Here is a 21,262-nt window from a genome sequence, read left to right as displayed (position 1 = left end):
TGTACCCTGTGGCACAAGGCAGGCCCGAGAGGTTGTGCTTCGAGAGGTTGTGCTTCGAGCGCTTCGCGCCCGGGTCTCATGAACCCTCCTCCGGCATCGCCCGTTCGGGTTATCCCGTTCGGAGGAGTTTCCTGCCGTAAGGTTTGGTCGTTAACTCAGCGTCACTCCAAAGTGACTTCGATCCGCCCTGCGGGGCGGATCTTTTTTTGGCCGGCGCCCTCTGTGGATTGAAGCGCATTCCGTGCTCTCCCTGTCGCGCCGGACGTCACCAGCAGCCCGTTACCAGCAGTCCGTTACATGATCGCCGATCCGGCGGCCGGTCTCTCGCATCCGCCGGGACGACCCTCCGTTCCGGAGATGCGCTCTCCCCGCCGCAGGCATTCGGCAGCACAGATCCCGACCTCCCGAGACCGGGCCTAATTCCTATGGCCTAGCTGGTTCCATATGGTGCGCGAAAGACACACCGCCGTCTTTACTCTGAGCAACGTGGCGTAACGTCTATACAGCTTTCCGGTTCCATTCTAATCAGATGACGCAGGGTTAATTTTGCTCGACTTGTGGTTGAGCCAACTGCTTCCGGAGGGGAATGTGCGCTGGTTCCTGAAAGACGATGATTCACGGTTCGGCATGGCTTCGTCACGCGCCCGTCAGGGCGTCAAGCGCGTGCTCCTCGGGTCTGCGGCCGGTCTGACGGTCGTGGCTGGGGCGCAGGCGGCCGATCTGCCGGTCAAGAAGGCAGTGCCGGTCGAATACGTTCGCATCTGCTCAACCCACGGCGCCGGCTTCTTCTACATCCCGGGCACCGATACCTGCCTGCGCGTCGGCGGCCGCGCCCGCTTCGAGGCGACCTACACGCAGCCGATGCTGCGCTCGTCGGGCGATCTGACCGGCTATCGCGGCCTCGGCCGTCTCAACCTCGACGCCCGCACGTCGACCGGCTACGGCACCCTGCGCGCCTTCGTCCGCTTCGAGCTTGCCAGCCGTACCGGCGGCTTCATGACCTCGGGCACCCAGCAGCGCGCCGCCAACGCCTTCGCGGCGACCGGCATCGACACGGCGGGCCGCGCCCAGCAATACGTGAACGTCGACAAGGCCTTCATCCAGTTCGCCGGCCTCACCGCCGGTCGCGCGGCCTCGTTCTTCGACTTCTACGCCCACGACTTCGAGATGATGGGCCTGACCACGGGCTCGGACGTCGCGTCCACGAACCTGCTCGCCTACACGGCGACGTTCGGCCAGGGCTTCTCGGCCACGATCTCGATGGAAGATCCGATCTTCCGCAAGACCCCGATCTTCGGCAACGGCGGCACCACCACGGCGTCCGCGGGCTACATCGCCCCGACCAACCTCGCGCCGGTCCTCGTCGGCAACGGCTTCGCCAACGTCGACGTGATCCAGCGTTCGCGCCTGCCCGACTTCGTCGGCGCTCTGCGCTACGACGCCGCCTGGGGCTCGGCCCAGATCTCGGCCGCCGTCCACGAGCTGAACGTCGGCGCCTTCGCCACCAACACCCTCACCGTCGCCCGTCCGCCGAGCGAGTACGGCTGGGCCGTGCAGGGCGGCGTGAAGGTCAACCTGCCCTTCATCGCGGCCGGCGACGCCCTCTACCTCCAGGGCGCCTACGGCGAGGGCACCAACCTCTACACCGGTGCCTCCTCGTACAACGGCAGCTGGTCGCAGTCCGGGAGCCCGATCAGCGGCACCATCACGGGCTGGTACTCGGACGCGATCCTCAACCCGGTCTCCGGCAAGCTCGAACTCTCGAAGAGCTTCACGGTCACCGCCGCCTACCTGCACTACTGGGCTCCGGAATGGCGGTCGGCCTTCTTCGGCAGCTACGGCGAGAGCAGCTTCAACAAGACCGCCCGCACCAACAGCGCGCTCCTGAACGTGGGCGGTCTCGTCAACCCGGTGACGGCGACGGCGGGCCTCGCGGCCTTCGCGCTGAGCCCGGTGCTGCGCGACACCAACCAGATCGTTGCGGGCGCGAGCCTGATCTGGTCGCCGGTGCGGGACCTCGATATCGGTGTCGAGGGTCTCTACACCCGGCAGGCGCTCAACAGCGGCCGCGTGCTCGACCCGAACAAGGTCCAGGGCGTGAACCTGTCGACGGCCTCCGCGGCGACGCTGGCGACGCTGCCGACCGTGAACGCCACCGACACGTTCCAGGTCCGCATGCGCGTGCAGCGCGACTTCTAAGTCGTCGAACGAGAGCCGAGGCCGAACGAGCCTCGACGGAGGGCCCCGATCCCATCGGGGCCCTTTCCTTTTGGTCTGGCTACGATGGCCGGCTCCTCGGCCGGAGGACGGGATCCCTCCTGCGGCGGGCGCCGCGCGGAGGGGCACGGGTTCCGCCCATCCGCGGATGGCCGCGCATCCGCAACCGACGACCGGGCCGGATCCGGCCGCCGGCCGGGACCGCGCGGGCATCGGGCCCGCCGCGCGTCGCCGATGCCTCTCGGCGAGGACGGGTCTTCGGGCGCGCCGGTCCCGCGGCCGCACGCGCCGAATCGCGGCGCAGAGGCAGCCCCGGGCCGGACCGGCTCCGGCGCCGTCGAGGGAGCGCAGCGGCGCTCCCGGCAGACCCTACTTGAGGTGCTGGGCGAGGTACTTGTTCATCTCGAACATCGTCGCCTTGTCCTTGCCGAAGACCTTCTTCAGCTTCTCATCGGCGAGGATCTCGCGCTTGTTCTCGGGGTTCTGGAGCGAGTTGCTGCGGATGTACTCCCACACCTTGCTCACCACCTCGCCGCGCGGGATCGGCTTGGTGCCGACGATCGCGCCGAGTTCCGGCGACGGCTGGAGGGGCTTCTGCAGGGCGTTCGGCTTGTCGCCGCTCTTGGGCGCCGCCACCTTCTTGCCCTTGGCTGCGGGCTTCTCGGCCTCGGCCGCCTCGGCCTTCGGAGCCTCTTTCTTCGTCGTCTTGGTTGCCATCGGTCTCCTCCGGTCTTCCCTCAGGGCCCATGAAGCCGAACATTCGGCCCTGCCGGGCACATAGCGTCAACAACTAAGCCGTGCCGACCACGTTCCAAGTGGAAAATCGTGGGTCCGGCCAGATCATCCACACCCGAACGCGTAAACGAAAGCTCAAGAGGACCGCCGTCACGCCCCGATCCAGGTCGTGCGCCCTTCGAGGGGATAGGCCGGGTCGGTGTAGCCGGGTGTGGAAGGATGCCCGGCCGGCACGAGGCGGTCCACCAGGGCCTCGTCCGCGGGCGTGAAGCGGTAGGCGAGCGCGCCCGCGTAGGATTCCCACTGGGCGAAGGTGCGGGGGCCGGCGATCACGGAGGTCACCGCGCGGTTGTTGAGCACCCAGGCCACCGCGAAATCGACCGGCGAGGCGCCGCCGCGCTCCGCATGGGCCCGGATCTCGCGGGCGATGCGCAGGCTCTCGGGCCGCCACTCGGTCTGCATCATGCGGCTGTCGCCGCGGCCGGCGCGGCTGCCCTCGGGGGGCGGGGCGTCGGGATCGTACTTCGCCGTCAGCACGCCGCGGGCGAGCGGGGAATAGGGCACGACGCCGAGGCCGAAATGCGCGCAGGCCGGCAGGTGCTCCACCTCGGGCATGCGGTTGAGGGCGTTGTAGTAGGGCTGGCTCGCCGCCGGCCGGTCGAGGCCGAGATCGTCGCAGATCCGGCAGATCTCGGCGACGCGCCACGCCCGGTGGTTCGACACCGCGAAGTAGCGCACCTTGCCGGCCCGGATCAGGTCGCCCATCGCCCGCACGGTCTCCTCCAGGGGGGTGCCGTGGTCCTCGCGGTGCAGGTAGTAGAGGTCGATGTGGTCCGTGCCGAGGCGCTTCAGGCTCGCCTCGCAGGCGCGGATGACGTGGGCGCGCGAGAGGCCGCGGTCGTTCGGTCCCGGCCCGGTCGGGTTCGCCACCTTGGTGGCGAGCACCCAGGCGCCGCGCTCGGCCGCGATGGCGCGGCCCACCACCTCCTCGGAGCGCCCGTCGTTGTAGACGTCGGCCGTGTCGATGAAGTTGAGGCCCCTGTCGCGGGCATCCGCGATGATGCGGGCGGCCTCCGCCTCCTCGGTCTGGCCGCCGAACATCATGGTGCCGAGGCAGAGGGGGGAGACCTTGAGACCGGATCGGCCGAGCGTGCGGTACTCCATCGCGTGGCTGTCCTCCGATGGTGGCGGATCCGTGACGCGCCCGGGGGCGCATCCCGTCGCAGTGTGGATGCCGGGGTTTTCCCCTCATTCACCCTGTTCGGCAATCCCCCGTTAAGCACGCCGCCGCGAAGCTCCGGCCATGTTCCTCGCCGCCATCACCCTCGCCTTCGGCGCCGCCGGCGCCCTCGTCCTCGGCCTCGGGGCCGCGGTCTCGTCCGAAGCCCCCGCCGCCGGGGAGGGCCCGCACGAGCCGGGCTTCCTCTGACCGGCAGGGATCCCAGGGGCGCCGCCCCTGGGTCGTGATCCCGCCCCCGCGATGCTGACGCGGTTCCTCCTCGTCGCCGCGGCGCTCTATGCCGGGTACGGCGTCACGACGCCCTACCTCCCCGCCTTCCTCGCCGAGCGCGGCCTCGCGCCCGACGCGATCGCGCTCGTCCTCGCGGCCGGCCAGGGCATCCGCCTCGCGGCCGGGCCGCTGGCCGGGCGGCTCGCCGACCGGCTCGGGGCCGCGCGCGGGGTCCTCGCCCTTTGCGCCCTCCTCTCCGCCGCCACGGCGCTCGCCTATTGTCTCGGCCACGGCTTCGCGGCGCTCCTCCTCGCCGGGGTGGCGCATGCGGCGGCGACCGCGCCGCTCGCGCCCCTCACCGACGCGCTGGCGCTCCCGGCCGCCGCGGCGGGGCGCTTCTCCTACGGCCTCGTGCGGGGAACGGGCTCGGCGGCCTTCATCGGCGGCACGCTGCTCGCGGGCGCGCTCATGGCCGGGTTCGGCCGGCCCGCCCTCCTCGTCGTCGGCGGCGCCTTCTTCGGGCTGATGGCGCTCGGCGCCCTGCGCCTTCCCGCCGGCGCGACGCGGGCGGGGCCCTCCGCACCGCCCGGCCTGATCCTGCGCTCGCCCGTGTTCCGGCGCCTCGTCCTCGTCGCCGCCCTGGTGATCGGCAGCCACGCGATGCACGACGCCTTCGCGGTGATCCGCTGGCAGGCGGCCGGGATCGGCCCCGGCACGATCAGCCTGCTCTGGGCCGAGTCCGTGGCCGCCGAGGTGCTGGTCTTCACCCTGGCCGGCCCGCCCCTCCTCGACCGGCTCGGGCCGGCCCGGGCGCTGATGCTCGCGGCGGCGGCGGCCTCCTTCCGCTGGGCGGTCGAGGCCGAGACGACGGCGCTCCAGGCCCTGGCGGCGATCCAGGCGCTGCACGGGCTCACCTTCGCGCTCCTGCACCTCGCCTGCATGCGGGTGCTGCTCGCGAGCGTGCCGCCGACGCTCGCGGCCACCGCGCAGACGCTCTACGGCACGCTCGGCCTCGGGCTCGCCACCACGCTGGCGACGCTGGCCTCCGGCCCGCTCTACGGCTGGGCGGGGCCGCGGGCCTTCTGGGCGATGGCGCTGCTCGCCGCCCTCGCCGTGCCGCTCGCCGGAACCCTGCGGCAGCGGCGGGCTTGACCCCGGCCCGCGCGGAGGGGATGGGCCTGTCCTGCCGCGCGGACCCGCTCCATGCCCATCCCCACCGACCTCACCGCCCTCGATTCCACCGTCCACATCATCCAGCTCGCGCTGACGCCGGTCTTCCTGCTCAGCGGCCTTGCGACCCTGCTCAACGTGTTCTCGACGCGGCACGCGCGCATCGCCGATCAGGTCGAGAAGGTCTCGGGCAAGCCGGACGAGCTCGCGCGGCTCACGGACCTGCGGCGGCGCAGCCTCGCCCTCGACGCGGCGGTGGTGCTGGCGGCGCTCGGCGGGGTGGCGACCTGCGGCGCGGTGCTGACCCTGTTCGTGGGGGCGCTGCGCGACACCGGGGTGGCGAGCGTGCTGTTCTTCCTGTTCGGCGCCGCGATCGTGTTCACGCTCCTCGCCCTCAGCGTGTTCGCCGTCGAGATGACGCTGGCGAGCCGGGACGTGCGGCTCGCGGCCTCGACCCAGGCGGCGGATGCGGAGACGCGCGCCGAGACGCGCACGGAGGCGCGCTGAGGGCGGCCCGGAACCCGATCCGCGCGGTCCGGTTCCCCTCGGACACGGGGCGCGCGCGCGGGGGCTCTCGCGCCGGCAGGCCGGCGCCTCGCCGGGCCGCCGCGACGCCCCTGTCCGGAACCTGCTCGGGAGACCGCCATGCCGACCGAACTGCCGACCGAACGCAGCATCCGCGCGCCGGGCTCGATGGAACTCGATCCCACCGCCGAGGGCGTCGCCCTCGACGAGACGCGCCGCCTGATCGCCTCCAACAAGGTGGAGGGCACCGCCGTCTACGACCGGCAGGGCGAGAGCCTCGGCACGATCTACAACTTCATGGTCGACAAGGTCTCGGGGCAGGTCGCCTACGCGGTCCTGTCCTTCGGGGGCTTCCTCGGCCTGGGCGAGAGCTACCATCCGGTGCCCTGGCGGGCGCTCACCTACGACGTCGCCCTCGGCGGCTACGTGATCGACATCGATGCGGACAGCCTCGCGGGCGCGCCGCGGCAGGGAGCGGACGAGGATCCCTTCGCGGACCCGGCCTTCGGGGAGCAGGTGGACGCGCATTGGGGCTCGCGCCGCGTGCCGGCGGCCTGACGGTCATGGAGGCGGGCGCGCCCGAGGGCGAGGTGCCCCGCGGGGCGGGGTTCGCCGTCGCGCCCGGCACGGGCAAGCGGCCGGGCGTGCTGGTGGCGATGCCCTTCGACCGCACGCGGATCGCGCGGTTCCGCGAGAGCTTCCCGACCGCGAAGTTCCGGCGGGCCTCGCGGCGCTGGTTCGTGCCGGGCACCACCGCCGAGCGGCGGGTCGATGCCTGGATCGGGCAGGAACTCTCGGCCCTCGACGCGCATGGCGACGCCAAGGGCCGCGACGCCTACGCGTTCGAGCCGCTGACGAGTCCCTATCTCGACCCCGCCCCCGAGAGCCTGATCATCCGCACGCCCTATTCGCGCACCGTGGTGGAGACGCTGCGGGGCTTGGCCTCCGCCCATTGGGATCCGGGAATCCGGGCGTGGCGGGTGCCCTGGCGCTCCTACGAGGCGCTGAAGGCGGTCTGGCCGGTGATCGAGGCCGCCGCCATCCGCAATGCGCCGGAGGCCAAGCGCGCCCGCCGCGCGGCGCCCGGGGACCGGGAGGCCGCGGGCGAGCGGCGGCGGCGCCGCTACCCCGTCCCGGCGGACGATCTGCCGCCCCTCGGCGCACCGGTCGAGACCGCAGGATTCGGCGTGGTGGTGTTCGAGGCCCTCGACACCGCGCCGGTCGCCCCGGAGGACCTGCCGCAGGCGGTGGCGCCCGTCACCCCGGGCCGGACGATGGTGTGGGGCTGGTGGCGGATGCCGGACTTCCGCGAATTGGCGGAGGTCACGCCCGCCGCGCGGCCGGACGACGTGCGCCGCGGCTGGTGGCCGCCGACCCGGGACGGCCTCGAGACTCGGCGCCGCCGCCTGCGCGAGACCGAGCGCGCCCGGGCGACGCGGGCGCAGCGGGAGGAGGCCGGGGAGCGGGTGACCGAGTGATACGGTTTCCGGAAGATCACTTTCGGAAACCGTATCACGAGCTCGCGCGGCGCCTGAGCGAGGCCGGTTTCCGCATCGCGAAGCGATCATCCGGAAACCGTATGAGGACCGCCGAGGGCAGCGCCCGATCGCGCGGCACTCGGTCTTTGACGTTGCCGCATTGTCTGCGCCGAACCGGGATCCACTTCGTCGGACAACGCTCTAGCCGGACACGGCGGCCCGTCCCCGTGCGGGCGCGGCGGGCCCGTCCTTCAGGCCCAGCATCGGCCGCTCGATCAGCAGCCAGGAGAGCTTCGCGGCGGCGCAGGTCAGGGCGAACAGGATCCAGATCCGGGCCGGAGCCGGGTAGGCGTCGAGATCGACGAGGCCGCCCGTGAGGCGGGCGACGCTCTTGGCCGTGACGAGGTCGTGCAGGATGTAGAATCCGTAGCTGATGCGCCCGAGATCCGCCAGGGAGGGTGCCTGAAGGCAGCCCGCCCGGGGGCCGTCCGGCCGGCGACGACCGCGGCGATCAGGGCTGCCGCGAGCAGGACCGACAGCTGCTCCGCGACGAGGCCCGCCCGGAGGACCGCGAGCAGCAGGGGCGTGGCGAGATAGACGATCAGCAGCGTGGAGGGGCCGATGCGCCGGGCGCCGGCCTCCCAGCGCGGCCGGGTCGTCGCCATCAGGCCGCCGAGGGCGATCATGCCGAAATTGACCAGCGAATCCGTGATCAGCAGGATCGGGCCGGCGCCCTGCATCGCGAGGCGCAGGAACTGGAGCGCCGCCGCGAGGATCAGCGCCGCGCAGACCATGGCGGCGCGCCCGGGGGCGACGAGGACGATGGCCGGCGCCGCCAGCAGGTAGAACTGCTCCTCCACCGCCAGCGACCAGAAATGCCCGAGGAGCGGCGGCCAGTCCCCGATCACCCGGCCGGCATAGACGTTGGTCAGGAAGAGAGCGTGCCAGGGCAGTTCGGCCGCGGCCGCCGGACCGATCGATCCGCTCGCCGCGAGGCAGGCCGCCCCGCCGAGAACCGCGAAGGAGAGCGGGAGGATCCGCAGCATCCGCCGGACGGCGAAGCCGCGCAGCACCCGCAGGGCGCCCGCCCGGCCCGGCGGCGCGGATGCCATCTCCCGCGCCAAGCCGCCGACGATGAGGTAGCCGCTCAGCACGAAGAACAGGCGCACCCCGTAGCCGCCGAGGTGAAGGGCCGAGCCGGGGACGCGGTGTTCGAGGAAGACGAGGATCGCCGCGATGGCCCGCAGACCGTCGAGCCCCTCGATGCGGTCGCTCGTCCCTGCCATGCTGGCCGCCCCCTCGGCCGGAAGACCGTGGGGGCGAGCGGGTTAAGGACGGGTGTCGGGCGGAAGCGACGGCGCGCGCAGGGCGGCCCGAAGAGGGCGGGCCCGGCCGAATCGTCTGCTGCCGATGCTACGGGTTGCCCGTGGATCTCCGGGATGCAGACCATCATCCCGACGCCGGCTTATCCTCTCCGATGCGACGGCAGCCGGCATCGCGGATGACGAGTTGGAGGCGATCGCAGCGACCATGGCGGCCGATCCGCTCGCGGGGGACCCGATCCCCGGCAGCGGGGGCGCCCGCAAGGTGCGGATCGCAGGCAGAGGCAAGGGACAAGTCCGGGGGCTACCGCGTCACCACGGACTACGCCGCCGAGGATGCCCCGTATTCCTGCCGGCCCTCGTCGCGAAGGGGCAGCGGGCGGATCTCGCCCAAGCGGAGCGCACCGCGCTGCGGACGATCCTCGGTCCGCGTGCGGACGCCTATCGCGGCGGTGCCGCCGCCCGGGCGGCGTGATCTCCGACCCCGGACAGGGGCGGCCGCGGACCGACGGGGCCGATCATCGGGCGTCCGGCGCCTCGCCAGCCACCGGCGCGTAAGCCGCCGGATCGACCCGCCCAGGCCGGCCGGCGAGGGCGAGATCCGCCACGCGCGGCGGCGTCCGCGCGATCACCCGGCCGCGGCGCACCACGGCGAGGCGCGTCGCCCGCAGGCGGATCGCCTCGATCGGATCGCGGGCCTGCACCAGCACGAAGTCGCCGTACGCCCCCACCCGCAGGCCGTAATCCTGAAGCCCCATCACCGCGGCGGCGTGGGTGGTCACGGCCTCGAAACAGGTCCGCATCGCCGCCCGCCCGGTCATCTGCGCCACGTGCAGGCCCATATGGGCGACGTCGAGCATGTCGGCGCTCCCCAGGCTGTACCAGGGGTCCATGCAGCAATCCTGGCCGAAGGCGACGGTGAGCCCCGCCGCCATCTCCTCCGGCACCCGGGTGAGGCCGCGGCGCTTCGGATAGGTGTCGTGCCGGCCCTGGAGCACGATGTTGATCAGCGGGTTGGCCACCACGTGCAGGTCCGCCTCCGCCATCAGGGCGAGGAGCTTCGAGACGTAGTAGTTGTCCATCGAGTGCATGGAGGTGAGGTGCGAGCCCGCCACCCGCCCCTGGAGCCCGTGCCGCACGGTCTCGGCGGCGAGCGTCTCCACGTGGCGCGAGAGCGGATCGTCGGTCTCGTCGCAGTGGATGTCGACCCGCAGGCCGCGATCGGCCGCGATGGCGCAGAGGCGGCGCAGGGATTCCGCCCCCTCCGCCATGGTGCGCTCGAAATGCGGGATGCCGCCCACCACCTCGACGCCGCGGTCGAGCGCCCGCTCCAGGTTGTGCGCGGCGGTCGGGGAGCGGAGATAGCCGTCCTGCGGGAAGGCGACGAGCTGGAGGTCGAGATAGGGCGCGACCTCCCGCTTCACCGCGAGCAGCGCGTCCACCGCGAGCAGGCGGTCGTCGCAGATGTCGACGTGGCTGCGCACCGCGAGCAGCCCCTGCGCCACCGCGAGGTCGCAGTAGCGCAGGGCCCGCTCGATCACCGCCTCGGGCGTCAGCAGCGGCTTCAGCTCGCCCCAGAGGGCGATGCCTTCGAGGAGCGTGCCGGATTCGTTGAGCCGCGGGCGCCCGAGGGAGAGGGTCGCGTCCATGTGGAAGTGGCAATCGACGAAGGGCGGCGCCACGAGGTGGCCGGCGGCGTCGATCTCCGTTCCGGCCGGCCCCGGGATGCCCCGCTCGATCCCGACGATGCGCCCGCCCGCCACCGCGATGTCGAGGCCCGCGCGTCCGTCGGGCAGGGTCGCGTTGCGGAGGATGAGGTCGATATCCATGGCGGTTCAGCGCTCTCCGCGGATGTAGGGAACCATCAGGGCCTTCGGCGCGCGGGCGTTGCGGGCCCCGATCAAGAGGGCGGCGATCGACAGGAGATAGGGCAGCATCAGGAAGACCTGCCCCGGCACCACGCCGCCCGCGGCCTGCTGGAGCCGGACCTGGAAGGCGTCGAAGGCGCCGAACAGCACCGCGCCGAGCAGCGCCTTGCCGGGCCGCCAGCCCGCGAAGACGGTGAGCGCGATGCAGATCCAGCCGCGCCCGGCCACCATCTCGAAGAAGAAGGCGTTGAAGGCCGAGAGGGTCAGGAAGGCGCCGCCCATCCCCATCAGGGCCGAGCCCGCCACCACCGCGCCGATGCGCAGGCGGTGGACGTCGATGCCCTGCGCCTCCACGGCGGCCGGATTCTCGCCCACCGCCCGCACCGCGAGGCCGAGCGGCGTGCGGGCGAGGAACCACGCGAGGCCCGCGATCACCGCGAGCGCCAGCAGGGTCAGGGCGGTCTGCCGGAACAGGATCGGCCCGATCACCGGCAGGTCCGAGAGGAGCGGCCAGTCGAGGGGCGCGAAGGGCACGATCCGCGGCGGGGTCGCGGCCCCGGGCAGCGCGAGGCGGTAGCCGAAATAGGCCGCGCTGGTGGCGAGCAGCGTCACCGCGAGCCCGCTCACGTGCTGGGACAGGCCGAGCTTCACGGTGAGGCCGGCGAGCAGGAGCCCGAGCAGCGCCCCCGTGAGGGCGGCGACGAGCACCCCGCCCCACAGGCCGGCGCCGAGATGGACGGCGAGCCAGCCCGTCATGGCACCCGCCGTCATGATGCCCTCGATGCCGAGGTTGAGGACGCCCGCCCGCTCGCAGAGCACCGCCCCCGCGACCCCGAAGATCAGCGGCGTGGCGATGCGCAGGGACGCGGCCCAGAACGAGACGGTGAGCAGGATGTCGAGGCTGGCCTGCATCAGACGCTCCGCCCGATCCGCACCCGGTAGCGGGTGAGGAGGCCCGCCACCAGCACGGCGATCAGCGCCATGGCGACGATGAGGTTGGCGATGTAGCTCGATACCGCGACGGCCCGGCTCATCGAATCCGCCCCCACGAACACCGCCGCGACGAAGACGGCCGCCGCCACGGTGCCCAGCGGCGAGAGCCCCGCCAGCATGGCGACGACGATGCCCGCGTAGCCGTAGCCCGGCGAGAGGTCGGCGGCGAGGAAGCCCTTCACGCCCGCCACCTCCCCGGCCCCGGCGAGCCCCGCGAGCGCCCCCGAGAGCATCCCGACGCCGAGGAGCGTGCCGCGCACCGGCAGCCCGGCGAAGCGCGCCGCCGCCGGGCCGCCGCCGACCGCGCGGATCGCGTAGCCGGCGACCGTGCGGGTGATCAGGACGTGGAGACCGAGGGCCGCCGCCAGCGCCACGGCGAGGCCCGCATGGAGGCGCGTGCGCTCGACCAGCCTGGGGAGCTGCGCGGCGTCGATCAGCGGCTCGGATTGCGGCCAGCCGAGGCTCATCGGGTCCTTCATCGGCCCCTCGATCATCATCTGCACGAGGAGGAGCACGACGAAGTTGAGGAGGAGCGTGGTGACGACCTCGTCGGCGCCGAGCGTCACGCGGGCAAGCGCCGGCCCGAGCATCATCAGGGCGCCGGCCAGCGCCCCGGCGCCGAGCACGAGGGGGATCATCAGGGCGGGCGGCCCCTCGACCGCCCCCGCCCCCACCGCGACGGCGGCGAGCGCCCCGCCATAGAGCTGCCCCTCCGCCCCGATGTTGTAGAGCCGGGCCCGGAACGCCACCGCGGCGGCGAGCCCGGTGAGGACGAGGGGCGTCGCCCGGGTGAGCACCTCGGCCAGCGCGAAGCGGGAGCCGAGCGCTCCCTCGAACAGGCTGGCATAGGCCCGGCCCAGCGGCGCGCCCGCGGCGGTGATCGGGATCGCCGCGAGGGCGAGGGCCGCGATCGCGGCGGCGACCGGGACCGCGAGGGCCAGGAGACGCGGCGTCTCGCTGCGCGGCTGCAGGCGGATCACGGGGCGGGAACTCCTCACGGGACGGTGGCGGGCGGCCAAGCATAGCCGGACTCCGCGCCCCGGAGCACGATGCGTGCCGGGGATTCCCACATTCGGACTTCCTGGCTGTCTTCCCCGAGGGCTGAACCCCATCGGCGGCACCGCATCAGAGACCGCCATGGGGGATTGTGTCGAGAGACTCGGGATGCAGCGGAAGCGGTGCCCGCCGCCAGCCCGCTCGGAGAACAGTCTTCCGTGCTGGCTCGCCCAGGCCGGCTCAGAACGCAATGTCGGGCATCAGGAACAGAACGATCTTCCTCACGGCGAGGCACGGGACGAGGCAGCAGGCATCGGCTCCGAGCTTTTCGACACGACCGGTCGGAGGCCGCCCCCGAAAATGGTCAAGCCGGTCGAGCCCCGCTCGGCTCGGCGTCCCAGCCGCGGGTCCCGTGCCCGCGCATGACGGACGTCCGGCCCGCCGCCTTTGACAAGATCGGCTGGTCCCGGGACAACTCTCGCCGGGACGGCGTGACCCGAGACCGAGGGGATGAGGCGGCGCGGCTGGCAGCGATTCGTGCGGGCATGGCCCATCCGCTGGCGCATCCTGGCGATCGCCGGGCTCAATTCCGCGCTCGCCCTCGTCCTGATCCTGCTGATCTGGGACGGCGCCGCCGTGCTCGCGCGGGCCTGGGCGGATCTGCGCCAGGTGCGCCAGTCCGAGCGCTTCCTCGACCAGCTCGACCGCGACACCGAGCGCCTCCAGAGCCTGATCCACCGCTACATCAGCCAGGCGGATGCGGACGTGCTCGGGCGCATCGGCGACCTGCGCGACACGCTGATCGGGCGCCTGCGGGTCCAGGCCCGGCTCGATCCGCTGATCGCCGCGCCCTCCGAGCGGCTCCGGGAGGTGACGGAGCGCTTCATCGCCGGCTTCGCCGCCCTGCGCGACACCCGCGCCAGCATCGCGCAGATCTACGAGACCGGCATCGCCGCCCCCGCCCGGGAGATGTCGAGCCTCTACGCCCTCATCGAGGGCGACGATTCCACCCGGCCGATGCCGATCGCGCCGCCCCTGTCGCGCTCGCGGGAATCCTTCCACGCCATGGTGCTGGCGGCGAACGCCGTCTCGCTCGCCGCCTCCTCGGCCTCGGCGGGGGAGGTGCGCCGCCATGCCGGCGCGATCCGCCGCACGGTGCCGGTGATGCGCGGCCTCACCGAGGACGACGTCCAGCGCCAAGCCCTCGACGCCCTGGAGGTGCGGGCGGTCGCGGTGGAGCGGGGCGTCGACGCCCTCTCGGTCGAGTTCGCCACCCAGGCCCGGCTCCTGAAGGAGGAGATCGACGGCAATGCCGACGCGATGTCGGCCGCCATCGAGGCGATGGGCGCGGATGTGCGCTGGGTCGAGCAGGCCGCGCAGGCCCGCTTCGACCGCACCCTCGAGAGCGCCGCGCTCAAGCTCGGCGGCGTCGCGCTCGCCTTCGTGGCCCTGGTGGCGGCGGTCGGCACGCTGGTGGCGCGGAGCATCAGCGATCCCCTGCGGGGCCTGAGCGGCGCCATGCAGGCGATCGCGGCGGGCGACTACGCGCGGACCGTGCCCGGCGCGGAGGCCCGCGACGAGATCGGCGACATGGCGGCGGCCGTCGCGGTGTTCCGCGAGAACGCGGTGGCGCGCCTGCGCGCCGAGGAGGAGCTGCGCCGGGCCAAGGAGCAGGCCGAGGCGGCGCTCTGCGAGCTGCGCGAGACCCAGGCCAGCCTGATCGAGGCCGAGAAGCTCGCGGCGCTGGGCGGCCTCGTCGCCGGGGTGGCGCACGAGGTCAACAACCCGGTCGGCATCAGCCTCACGGTGGCCTCGTCCCTGAGCCAGCGCTGCGCCGCGATCAGCAGCGACCTCGCCGGCGGGCAGCTGAAGCGCTCGCAGCTCCTCGCCTTCATCGAGGGGGTGCGCGAGGCGAGCAAGCAGCTCGTCGCCAACCTGATGCGGGCGGGCGACCTCGTGGAATCCTTCAAGCAGGTCGCCGTCGACCGCAGCCAGGACAACCGCCGCCGCTTCGACCTCGGCCAGACCTGCGAGCAGATCGTCGCGAGCCTGCGGCCGGAGCTGCGCTCGGCCCGCATCAGCCTCACCCTCGACCTGCCCGCCGGGATCGTCATGGACAGCTTCCCCGGGCCGCTCGGGCAGGTGCTGACCAACCTGTTCCTCAACGCCGTCCGGCACGCCTTCGCGGACCGGGCCGCGGGCACGATCCACCTCGCGGCGGACCTCGTCGGCCCCGACCGCGTCGCCCTCACCTTCAGCGACGACGGGGCCGGCATGAGCGAGGAGGTGGCGCGGCGCGCCTTCGAGCCCTTCTTCACCACCCGGCGCGACAGCGGCGGCACGGGCCTGGGGCTCCACCTCGCCTTCAACATCGTCACGCATCAGCTCGGCGGGCGCATCAGCCTCGCCGCGGCGCCCGGCGCGGGCAGCCGCTTCGTCCTCACCCTGCCCCTCGTCGCCCCCGTGCAGGAGCCGGGGCGGCAGCCGCGGGCCGCCTGAGGCCGGCGCGACGCCGTGACAGGATCGCGTGTAATCGTCTCGCGGCCGCCCTATTTTCCTGCGGGACCGGGCGTCGCACCGTCCGATGGATCATGGCCGGGCCTCCCGCATGGGCCTCAACCGCAGGCGGGCAGCATGATGAATCGTGACGACGGGATTGCCGAGGCGACCGGGACGGTCGATCTCACCGCCTGCGACCGCGAGCCGATCCATGCCCTCGGCGCCGTGCAGCCCTTCGGGTTCCTGATCGCGGTCTCGCCGGACTGGCTGATCGCGCGGGTCTCGGAGAATGCGCCGGACTGGCTGCACCGCCCCGTCGAGGCGCTGCTCGGGCTGCCCCTTGAGGCGGTGTTCGACGTGGAGGCGGTCCACCTCCTGCGCGGCCACCTGCAGACCCTGCGCGGCCCGGACGCCGTCGACCGGATCTTCGCGGTGGATCTTCTGGAGGGCGGAGCGCCCTTCGACGTGGCCCTGCACCTGTCGGGCGCGGTCATCGTCATCGAGGCGGAGCCGAGCAGTCCCGAGACGCTGAGCGCCGGCAACATCGTGCGCGGCATGGCCGGGCGCCTGCAGCAGGCCGGCAGCTTCGAGGCGTTCTGCCGCGAGGCCGCGCGGCAGATGAGGGTGCTCACCGGCTTCGACCGGGTGATGGTCTACCGCTTCGCCCATGACGGCTCGGGCGAGGTCGTCGCGGAGGCCCGCCGCTCGGGCCTGGAGCCCTATCTCGGCCTGCACTACCCGGCCTCCGACATTCCCCGGCAGGCCCGCGCCCTCTACGAGCGCAGCTGGCTGCGCATCATCGCCGACGTGGACGCGCCCCTGGCCGCCATCCTCCCGCCGCGGGACCCGGAGGGCCAGCCCCTCGACCTCTCCCTCGGCACCCTGCGGGCGGTCTCGCCGATCCACCTCGAATACCTGCGCAACATGGGGGTGGCGGCCTCGCTCTCGGTCTCGATCCTGCGCGGGGGCAGGCTCTGGGGCCTGTTCGCCTGCCACCACACCGAGCCCCGGCGCATCTCCCTCGAACGGCGCACCGCGGCCGAGCTGTTCGGCCAGATGTTCTCGTGGATCCTGGAGGGCCGCGAGCGGGAGGCGGAGGCCGCCAACGAGGTGCGCTCGCGCGAGTTGCACAACCGGCTGATGGGCGTGCTGGCCTCCGGCGGCACCAGCCTGGAGACGCTCATCGAGTTCCTGGACGACCTCGCGGCCGTGGTGCCCTGCGACGGCATCGGCGTGTGGGTGAACGGCGAGGCGACCCTGCAGGGCACCACGCCGACGGCCGAGGAATTCGCCGGGCTCGTGCGCTTCCTCAACCGCACCGCGGCGAGCCGGGTCTACGCCACGGACGAGATCGGCCGGATCCACGAGCCGGGCCGGGATTTCGCCATGCGCGCCGCGGGCCTGCTGGCGATCCCGATCTCGCGCACGCCGCGGGATTTCCTGGTGTTCTTCCGCCGCGAGGTCGCCCGCACGGTCACCTGGGCGGGCGATCCGCGCAAGCCGGCCGAGCCGGGCGCGAACGGCCTGCGGCTCACCCCGCGCAAGAGCTTCGAGGCGTGGCAGGAGGTGGTGCGCGGACGGGCGCTGCCCTGGAGCGGCCCGGAGCTGCGCACCGCCGAATCCCTGCGCATCACCCTGCTCGAAGTGATCCTGCGCCTCACCGACACCGCCGAGAAGGAGCGGAAAGGAGCGCAGGAGCGCCAGGAACTCCTGATCGCCGAACTCAACCACCGCGTCCGCAACATCCTCAACCTGATCCGCGGGGTGGTGAGCCAGAGCCGCGCCAACGCGGCGAGCGTCGAGGATTTCGCCGGGATCGTCGGCGGACGCATCCAGGCCCTGGCGCGGGCCCACGACCAGATCACCAGCACGAATTGGGGGCCGGGCTCGCTGCGCGATCTCGTCACCCTGGAAGCGGGCGCCTATCTGGGCGCCAAGGCCGACCGCGTCCGGCTCTCCGGCAGCGACGTCCTCCTGGAGCCGCAGGCCTTCTCGACGCTCGCCCTCGTCGTTCACGAGCTGATGACGAATTCGGTCAAGTACGGCGCGCTCGGGGCGGCGGAGGGCTGGGTCGACCTGCGCTGGGAGCGCGACGCGGACGAGCGCCTCGTCATCGACTGGCGCGAGAGCGGCGGCCCGGCCGTTCAGGCACCGACCCGGCGCGGCTTCGGCACCACCCTGATCGAGCGCTCGATCCCCTACGAACTCAGGGGCGAGGCCGAGATCCGCTACGTGCTCACCGGGCTCGAGGCGCGCTTCGCCGTGCCGGCGACCTATGTGGGGGCCGCCCCGCAGGCCGTGCGGACGAGCGCGGGCGTGGCCGCCGGGGCCCCGCCGCCGGCGCCGCACCTGACCGGCTCCGTCCTCGTGGTCGAGGACAACATGATCATCGCCCTCGAAGCGGAGGAGATCCTGGGCGCGATGGGCGCTCCCTCCGTCGACCTCGCCGGCTCGACCCGGGAGGCGCTGCGGCTGATCGAGGCGGCGCCGCCGCATCTCGCCCTGCTCGACGTCAATCTCGGCACCGAGACCAGCGTCCCGGTGGCGCGCCGGCTCGCCGAACTCGGCATCCCCTACCTGTTCGCGACGGGCTACGGGGAGAGCTTCCGCCTCCCGGCCGATCTCGGCGCCGTACCGGTGATCAAGAAGCCCTACACGGAGGAGACCCTGCGGCGGGCGCTCGCCGCGGCAGAGCCCGGCGCGGTCAGGCCGGCACCGCCCGCGCCATGAAGCGCGCGCCGCGGCCGTAGCTCGCCAGCTTCCGACGGATGCGCTCGTCCTCGACCGCGCGGAAGCCGCGGCGCTCCCAGAACGCCACCGAGCCGTTCACGGCCACCAGGGAGAGGGTGTCCAGGCCCGCCCCGGCGGCCTGCCGCGTCAGGATGGCGAGCAGCGCGGAGGTCGCCCCGGCCCCGCGGGCGGCCGGCAGGAGCGCGACGTCGTGCAGGTAATGGGTCGTCGCTCCGGCGGGGATCGCCCCGAGGAGCGAATCGAGCGCCGGCGGCTCCCCGAAGGACCAGGGATGGCTGATCGCGTAGCCGGCCGGGCGGCCGGCGCTCTCGAGCAGGAAACAGCCGTCCGGATACAGGGCGAGGCGCTCGGCCGCGACGGCCTCGTCCTCCGGATAGTCCGGATGGACGATCGCCGCGATCGCGTCGACGGCCGCCAGGTCGGCGGCCGTCAGGGATCGCCAGCGCGCGTCGTCGGTCATCGCCCCGCCTCCCGCGCCCCGGTGTCTCGCGCGGCCGGGCATCCGTTGATCCAGATCACGGCCCCCGCGCCCGAACCGTGGTGGTGTCGAGCCCGTCCCGCAAGAGGAGCCCCGTGATGCCGATGCGCTGCCTGCTGGTTCCGACCGGCCCCGACACCGATCCGCGCCCGCGCCTCGACCTCGCCCAGAGACTCAGCGACCGGCTCACGGCGCATATCGCGCTCGCCTTCCTGAGCCCGCCCGCCGAGGACGTGCTCGCGGCGATTCCCGAGGTCGCCATCGCGGCCGGGGTGACGCGCGAGCGCCTGGAACTCGAGACCCGGGAGGCGATCGAGGCCTCGCGCATCGCCTTCGACGCGTGGTGCACGGGGGCCGACGTCGTCGAGCGGCCGGCGGAGCAGGTCCGGCCCGGCACCACGGACGCCTCGTTCACGGTGCGGCTCGGCCCGGTCGACGCGATGCTCGTCCAGGCGGGGCGCCTCAGCGACCTCATCCTCATCGACCGGCCGAACTGGTCCGATCCCTTCGCGGCGGCGGCCTTCGACGCGGCGGTGTTCGCCACCGGCCGGCCCACCGTGGTGGTGCCGCCCGGCCCCGCATCGACGGATCCGCTGCGCAAGGTCCTGATCGCCTGGAACGGCAGCCTGGAGGGCACCCGGGCGGTCGCCCTGGCGATGCCGCTCCTGCGGGCGGCCGGCGCGGTGGCGATCTTCTCCGCCCCCCGCCGCGACGAGAACCGCACCGCCGCCTCGGACCTCGCGGCCTACCTCGCCCGCCACGGCATCGCGGCCGAGATCCTGGGCTTCCCCGACCCGACGCGGGCGGTCGGCCCGGTGCTCCTGGAGACGGCGGACGCGATCGAGGCGAGCCTGATCGTCATGGGGGCCTACACCCACAGCCGGGTGCGCCAGTTCTTCCTCGGCGGCGTCACCCACCACATCCTCAATCATGCGGCCCTGCCCGTGCTGATGGCGCATTGACCGGGACGATGCCGCCCGCCCGCACCGACGACGATCCGGAGGATCCGAGCCCCGTCGTCGGCCCGTCGAAGCCGCGGCTCCTGCGGGTGCTCGGCCCCGGCCTGATCACCGGGGCCTCGGACGACGATCCGAGCGGCATCGCCACCTACGCGCAGGCCGGGGCCGCCTTCGGCTACGGCCTCGGCTGGACGCTGCTCTACAGCTACCCGCTGATGGTGGCCGTGCAGATGATCGCCGCCCGGATCGGCCGCACCACCGGCCACGGCATCGCCGGGGTGCTGCGGCGCCACGCCCCGCACGGGCTGCTCCAGGTCACCGTCCTCCTCCTCGTCGTCGCCAACACGGTCAATCTCGGGGCCGATCTCGGCGCCATGGCGGATGCCGCGATCCTCCTCCGGCCCGGCGCGCCCCGCTGGCTGCTGGTGCTGCTGTTCGCGAGCGTCTGCGTCGTCCTGCAGACCTGGCTCGCCTATGCGCGCTACGTCGCGGTGCTGAAGTGGCTGACCCTCGCGCTCTTCGCCTATTTCGCCGCGCTCGCGACCACGCAGGTGGCGTGGGGCGCCTTCGCGCTCGGCACCCTGGTGCCCCGCCTCGGCTTCGACCGGGAGGAACTCACCACGGTGGTGGCCGTCTTCGGGACTACCATCAGCCCCTACCTGTTCTTCTGGCAATCCTCCGAGGAGGCCGAGGACCTGCGGGTGCATCCCCGCCGCCGCGACCTCATCCACGCGCCCGAGCAGGGACGCGCGGCCCTGCACCGGATCGAACTCGACACCCTGGTCGGCATGGCGGTGTCGAACCTCGTCGCGCTCGCCATCCTCGGCACCGGGGCCTCGGCGCTCCACGCCCGCGGCGTCACGGAGATCCGCACCTCCGCCGAGGCCGCGGCGGCCCTGCGGCCCGTGGCCGGGCCCTTCGCCGAGGCGGTCTTCGCCCTCGGCGTGATCGGGGTCGGGCTCCTCGCCGTGCCGGTGCTGGCCGGCTCCTCGGCCTACGCGGTCGGGGAGGCGCGGCGCTGGCCCGTCGGCTATTCGCGGCACGTGCAGGAGGCCCGGGCCTTCTACGGGGTGGTGGCGCTCGCCACCCTGGTCGGCATGCTGATCGGCCTGACGCCCGGCCTCGATCCGGTCCGCGCGCTGTTCTGGAGCGCGGTGCTCAACGGCGTCGTCGCCGTGCCGGTGATGGCCGTGATGATGCGGCTCGCGGCGGATCCCGCCGTGATGGGACGCTTCGCGGTCGCGGGCTGGCTGAAGGGGCTCGGCTGGCTCGCCACCGGCGCGATGGCGCTGGCGGTGGCCGGGATGGCGGTGACCGCCTTCTGAGGCTTGCGCTGAATCAACGCGACGCGGCACGCACCGGGCGAGGCTCGGCGCTCCCGGAGATGCCGATGCCCCTGATCCAATCCCCCCTCCCCGCCCTCACCGGATTGCTGGCCGGTCTCCTGGCTGGTCTCATGGCCGGTCTCCTGGCCGGTGGACCCGCCGCCGCCGAGGACGCGCATGTGCGCCGCGGGCGGATCTTCGTGCAGGCGCATTGCGCCGGCTGCCACGCCATCGGCCGGGTGGGCGAGAGCCCGCTCGCCGAGGCGCCGCGCTTCCGCGACCTCCACACCCGCTATCCGGTCAGCGAACTCGCCGAAGCCCTCGCCGAGGGCATCACCACCGGCCACCCGACCATGCCGGAATTCCGGCTCGACCCCGACCAGATCGAGGACGTGATCCGCTACCTCGCCAGCCTGGAGCGGTAGCGCCGCCACACCGGCGACAAATCGTCGGACCGGCCCTTCCTCCGCGTTGACGGGCGTCGCCGCCGCAACCT

General features: G+C 73.1%; 18 protein-coding genes. 11 read left to right on the top strand and 7 right to left on the bottom strand.

Going from position 1 to position 21,262, the window contains the following annotated elements; all coding sequences use genetic code 11:
* The first annotated feature begins 627 nt into the window (after window positions 1-627).
* Complete coding sequence (locus ACE101_RS02785) at window positions 628-2,199, top strand: porin (protein ID WP_379126014.1); 1,572 nt, start codon at window positions 628-630, stop codon at window positions 2,197-2,199.
* A gap of 387 nt (window positions 2,200-2,586) precedes the next feature.
* On the opposite strand, the gene ACE101_RS02780 is transcribed toward ACE101_RS02785, so the two are convergent.
* Window positions 2,587-2,934 carry an SWIB/MDM2 domain-containing protein gene (locus tag ACE101_RS02780; protein WP_379126013.1) on the bottom strand — a complete coding sequence of 116 codons (348 nt, stop codon included), beginning with the start codon at window positions 2,932-2,934 and terminating at the stop codon, window positions 2,587-2,589.
* Between the two features lie 168 nt (window positions 2,935-3,102).
* A complete protein-coding gene (locus ACE101_RS02775) occupies window positions 3,103-4,116 on the bottom strand; it encodes an aldo/keto reductase (RefSeq protein ID WP_379126012.1) in 1,014 nt (337 codons plus the stop codon).
* Between the two features lie 139 nt (window positions 4,117-4,255).
* On the opposite strand from ACE101_RS02775, the gene ACE101_RS02770 reads away from it, so the two are divergent.
* The 5 genes from ACE101_RS02770 to ACE101_RS02750 all read left to right on the top strand — a co-directional run bounded on the left by ACE101_RS02770 (window position 4,256) and on the right by ACE101_RS02750 (window position 7,575).
* A complete protein-coding gene (locus tag ACE101_RS02770) occupies window positions 4,256-4,381 on the top strand; it encodes a hypothetical protein (protein WP_379126011.1) in 126 nt (41 codons plus the stop codon).
* A 51-nt stretch (window positions 4,382-4,432) separates the two neighbouring features.
* On the top strand, window positions 4,433-5,554 hold the full coding sequence (locus ACE101_RS02765; RefSeq protein WP_379126010.1) for an MFS transporter: 1,122 nt from the start codon (window positions 4,433-4,435) through the stop codon (window positions 5,552-5,554).
* Between the two features lie 51 nt (window positions 5,555-5,605).
* Complete coding sequence (locus ACE101_RS02760) at window positions 5,606-6,079, top strand: DUF2721 domain-containing protein (protein ID WP_379126009.1); 474 nt, start codon at window positions 5,606-5,608, stop codon at window positions 6,077-6,079.
* A 138-nt stretch (window positions 6,080-6,217) separates the two neighbouring features.
* Window positions 6,218-6,655 carry a PRC-barrel domain-containing protein gene (locus tag ACE101_RS02755; protein WP_379126008.1) on the top strand — a complete coding sequence of 146 codons (438 nt, stop codon included), beginning with the start codon at window positions 6,218-6,220 and terminating at the stop codon, window positions 6,653-6,655.
* Window positions 6,625-7,575: a hypothetical protein gene (locus ACE101_RS02750; protein ID WP_379126007.1), complete on the top strand. Its 951-nt coding sequence runs from the start codon at window positions 6,625-6,627 to the stop codon at window positions 7,573-7,575. Before ACE101_RS02755 ends, ACE101_RS02750 begins: the two co-directional genes overlap by 31 nt.
* Window positions 7,576-7,883: 308 nt before the next feature.
* Here ACE101_RS02750 and ACE101_RS02745 read toward each other — a convergent pair whose 3' ends face one another.
* The 4 genes from ACE101_RS02745 to ACE101_RS02730 form a co-directional block, all read right to left on the bottom strand.
* Complete coding sequence (locus tag ACE101_RS02745) at window positions 7,884-8,861, bottom strand: acyltransferase family protein (RefSeq protein WP_379126006.1); 978 nt, start codon at window positions 8,859-8,861, stop codon at window positions 7,884-7,886.
* 554 nt (window positions 8,862-9,415) lie between these two features.
* Window positions 9,416-10,726 (bottom strand): amidohydrolase family protein, encoded by a 1,311-nt coding sequence (locus ACE101_RS02740; RefSeq protein ID WP_379126005.1) that lies wholly within the window; start codon window positions 10,724-10,726, stop codon window positions 9,416-9,418.
* A 6-nt stretch (window positions 10,727-10,732) separates the two neighbouring features.
* Window positions 10,733-11,677, bottom strand: a complete 945-nt coding sequence (locus ACE101_RS02735) for an ABC transporter permease (protein WP_379126004.1) — start codon at window positions 11,675-11,677, stop codon at window positions 10,733-10,735.
* Window positions 11,677-12,738: an ABC transporter permease gene (locus ACE101_RS02730; RefSeq protein WP_379126003.1), complete on the bottom strand. Its 1,062-nt coding sequence runs from the start codon at window positions 12,736-12,738 to the stop codon at window positions 11,677-11,679. The genes ACE101_RS02735 and ACE101_RS02730 overlap by 1 nt, the downstream gene beginning before the upstream one ends.
* Before the next feature lie 553 nt (window positions 12,739-13,291).
* On the opposite strand from ACE101_RS02730, the gene ACE101_RS02725 reads away from it, so the two are divergent.
* Together ACE101_RS02725 and ACE101_RS02720 are read left to right on the top strand one after the other, a co-directional pair.
* A complete protein-coding gene (locus ACE101_RS02725; protein WP_379126002.1) occupies window positions 13,292-15,253 on the top strand; it encodes a sensor histidine kinase in 1,962 nt (653 codons plus the stop codon).
* 135 nt (window positions 15,254-15,388) lie between these two features.
* Window positions 15,389-17,983: an HWE histidine kinase domain-containing protein gene (locus ACE101_RS02720; RefSeq protein WP_379126001.1), complete on the top strand. Its 2,595-nt coding sequence runs from the start codon at window positions 15,389-15,391 to the stop codon at window positions 17,981-17,983.
* On the opposite strand, the gene ACE101_RS02715 is transcribed toward ACE101_RS02720, so the two are convergent.
* Window positions 17,958-18,464, bottom strand: coding sequence for a GNAT family N-acetyltransferase (locus tag ACE101_RS02715; protein WP_379126000.1), 507 nt, complete (start codon window positions 18,462-18,464; stop codon window positions 17,958-17,960). The genes ACE101_RS02720 and ACE101_RS02715 overlap by 26 nt on opposite strands.
* 116 nt (window positions 18,465-18,580) lie before the next feature.
* On the opposite strand from ACE101_RS02715, the gene ACE101_RS02710 reads away from it, so the two are divergent.
* The 3 genes from ACE101_RS02710 to ACE101_RS02700 all read left to right on the top strand — a co-directional run bounded on the left by ACE101_RS02710 (window position 18,581) and on the right by ACE101_RS02700 (window position 21,191).
* Window positions 18,581-19,444 (top strand): universal stress protein, encoded by an 864-nt coding sequence (locus ACE101_RS02710; protein WP_379125999.1) that lies wholly within the window; start codon window positions 18,581-18,583, stop codon window positions 19,442-19,444.
* A gap of 8 nt (window positions 19,445-19,452) precedes the next feature.
* The gene (locus ACE101_RS02705) at window positions 19,453-20,766 is read left to right on the top strand and encodes an NRAMP family divalent metal transporter (RefSeq protein ID WP_379125998.1); all 1,314 of its coding nucleotides are present in this window, start codon (window positions 19,453-19,455) and stop codon (window positions 20,764-20,766) included.
* A 65-nt stretch (window positions 20,767-20,831) separates the two neighbouring features.
* Complete coding sequence (locus ACE101_RS02700; protein WP_379125997.1) at window positions 20,832-21,191, top strand: c-type cytochrome; 360 nt, start codon at window positions 20,832-20,834, stop codon at window positions 21,189-21,191.
* Window positions 21,192-21,262: the final 71 nt, after the last annotated feature.

It is taken from the genome of Methylobacterium carpenticola, from assembly GCF_042748905.1.
In the GTDB taxonomy this organism is placed as follows: domain Bacteria; phylum Pseudomonadota; class Alphaproteobacteria; order Rhizobiales; family Beijerinckiaceae; genus Methylobacterium; species Methylobacterium carpenticola.
The sequence above is the reverse complement of the archived record's forward strand: the minus strand, read 5'-3'. Positions and strand labels throughout refer to the sequence as shown.

Bases quoted from the DNA above. Each gene is read 5' to 3' on its own strand.
- ACE101_RS02785 (WP_379126014.1), top strand. From the start codon at position 628: ATGGCTTCGTCACGCGCCCGTCAGGGCGTCAAGCGCGTGCTCCTCGGG.
- ACE101_RS02780 (WP_379126013.1), bottom strand. From the start codon at position 2,934: ATGGCAACCAAGACGACGAAGAAAGAGGCTCCGAAGGCCGAGGCGGCC.
- ACE101_RS02775 (WP_379126012.1), bottom strand. From the start codon at position 4,116: ATGGAGTACCGCACGCTCGGCCGATCCGGTCTCAAGGTCTCCCCCCTC.
- ACE101_RS02770 (WP_379126011.1), top strand. From the start codon at position 4,256: ATGTTCCTCGCCGCCATCACCCTCGCCTTCGGCGCCGCCGGCGCCCTC.
- ACE101_RS02765 (WP_379126010.1), top strand. From the start codon at position 4,433: ATGCTGACGCGGTTCCTCCTCGTCGCCGCGGCGCTCTATGCCGGGTAC.
- ACE101_RS02760 (WP_379126009.1), top strand. From the start codon at position 5,606: ATGCCCATCCCCACCGACCTCACCGCCCTCGATTCCACCGTCCACATC.
- ACE101_RS02755 (WP_379126008.1), top strand. From the start codon at position 6,218: ATGCCGACCGAACTGCCGACCGAACGCAGCATCCGCGCGCCGGGCTCG.
- ACE101_RS02745 (WP_379126006.1), bottom strand. From the start codon at position 8,861: ATGGCAGGGACGAGCGACCGCATCGAGGGGCTCGACGGTCTGCGGGCC.
- ACE101_RS02740 (WP_379126005.1), bottom strand. From the start codon at position 10,726: ATGGATATCGACCTCATCCTCCGCAACGCGACCCTGCCCGACGGACGC.
- ACE101_RS02735 (WP_379126004.1), bottom strand. From the start codon at position 11,677: ATGCAGGCCAGCCTCGACATCCTGCTCACCGTCTCGTTCTGGGCCGCG.
- ACE101_RS02720 (WP_379126001.1), top strand. From the start codon at position 15,389: ATGATGAATCGTGACGACGGGATTGCCGAGGCGACCGGGACGGTCGAT.
- ACE101_RS02715 (WP_379126000.1), bottom strand. From the start codon at position 18,464: ATGACCGACGACGCGCGCTGGCGATCCCTGACGGCCGCCGACCTGGCG.
- ACE101_RS02710 (WP_379125999.1), top strand. From the start codon at position 18,581: ATGCCGATGCGCTGCCTGCTGGTTCCGACCGGCCCCGACACCGATCCG.
- ACE101_RS02705 (WP_379125998.1), top strand. From the start codon at position 19,453: ATGCCGCCCGCCCGCACCGACGACGATCCGGAGGATCCGAGCCCCGTC.
- ACE101_RS02700 (WP_379125997.1), top strand. From the start codon at position 20,832: ATGCCCCTGATCCAATCCCCCCTCCCCGCCCTCACCGGATTGCTGGCC.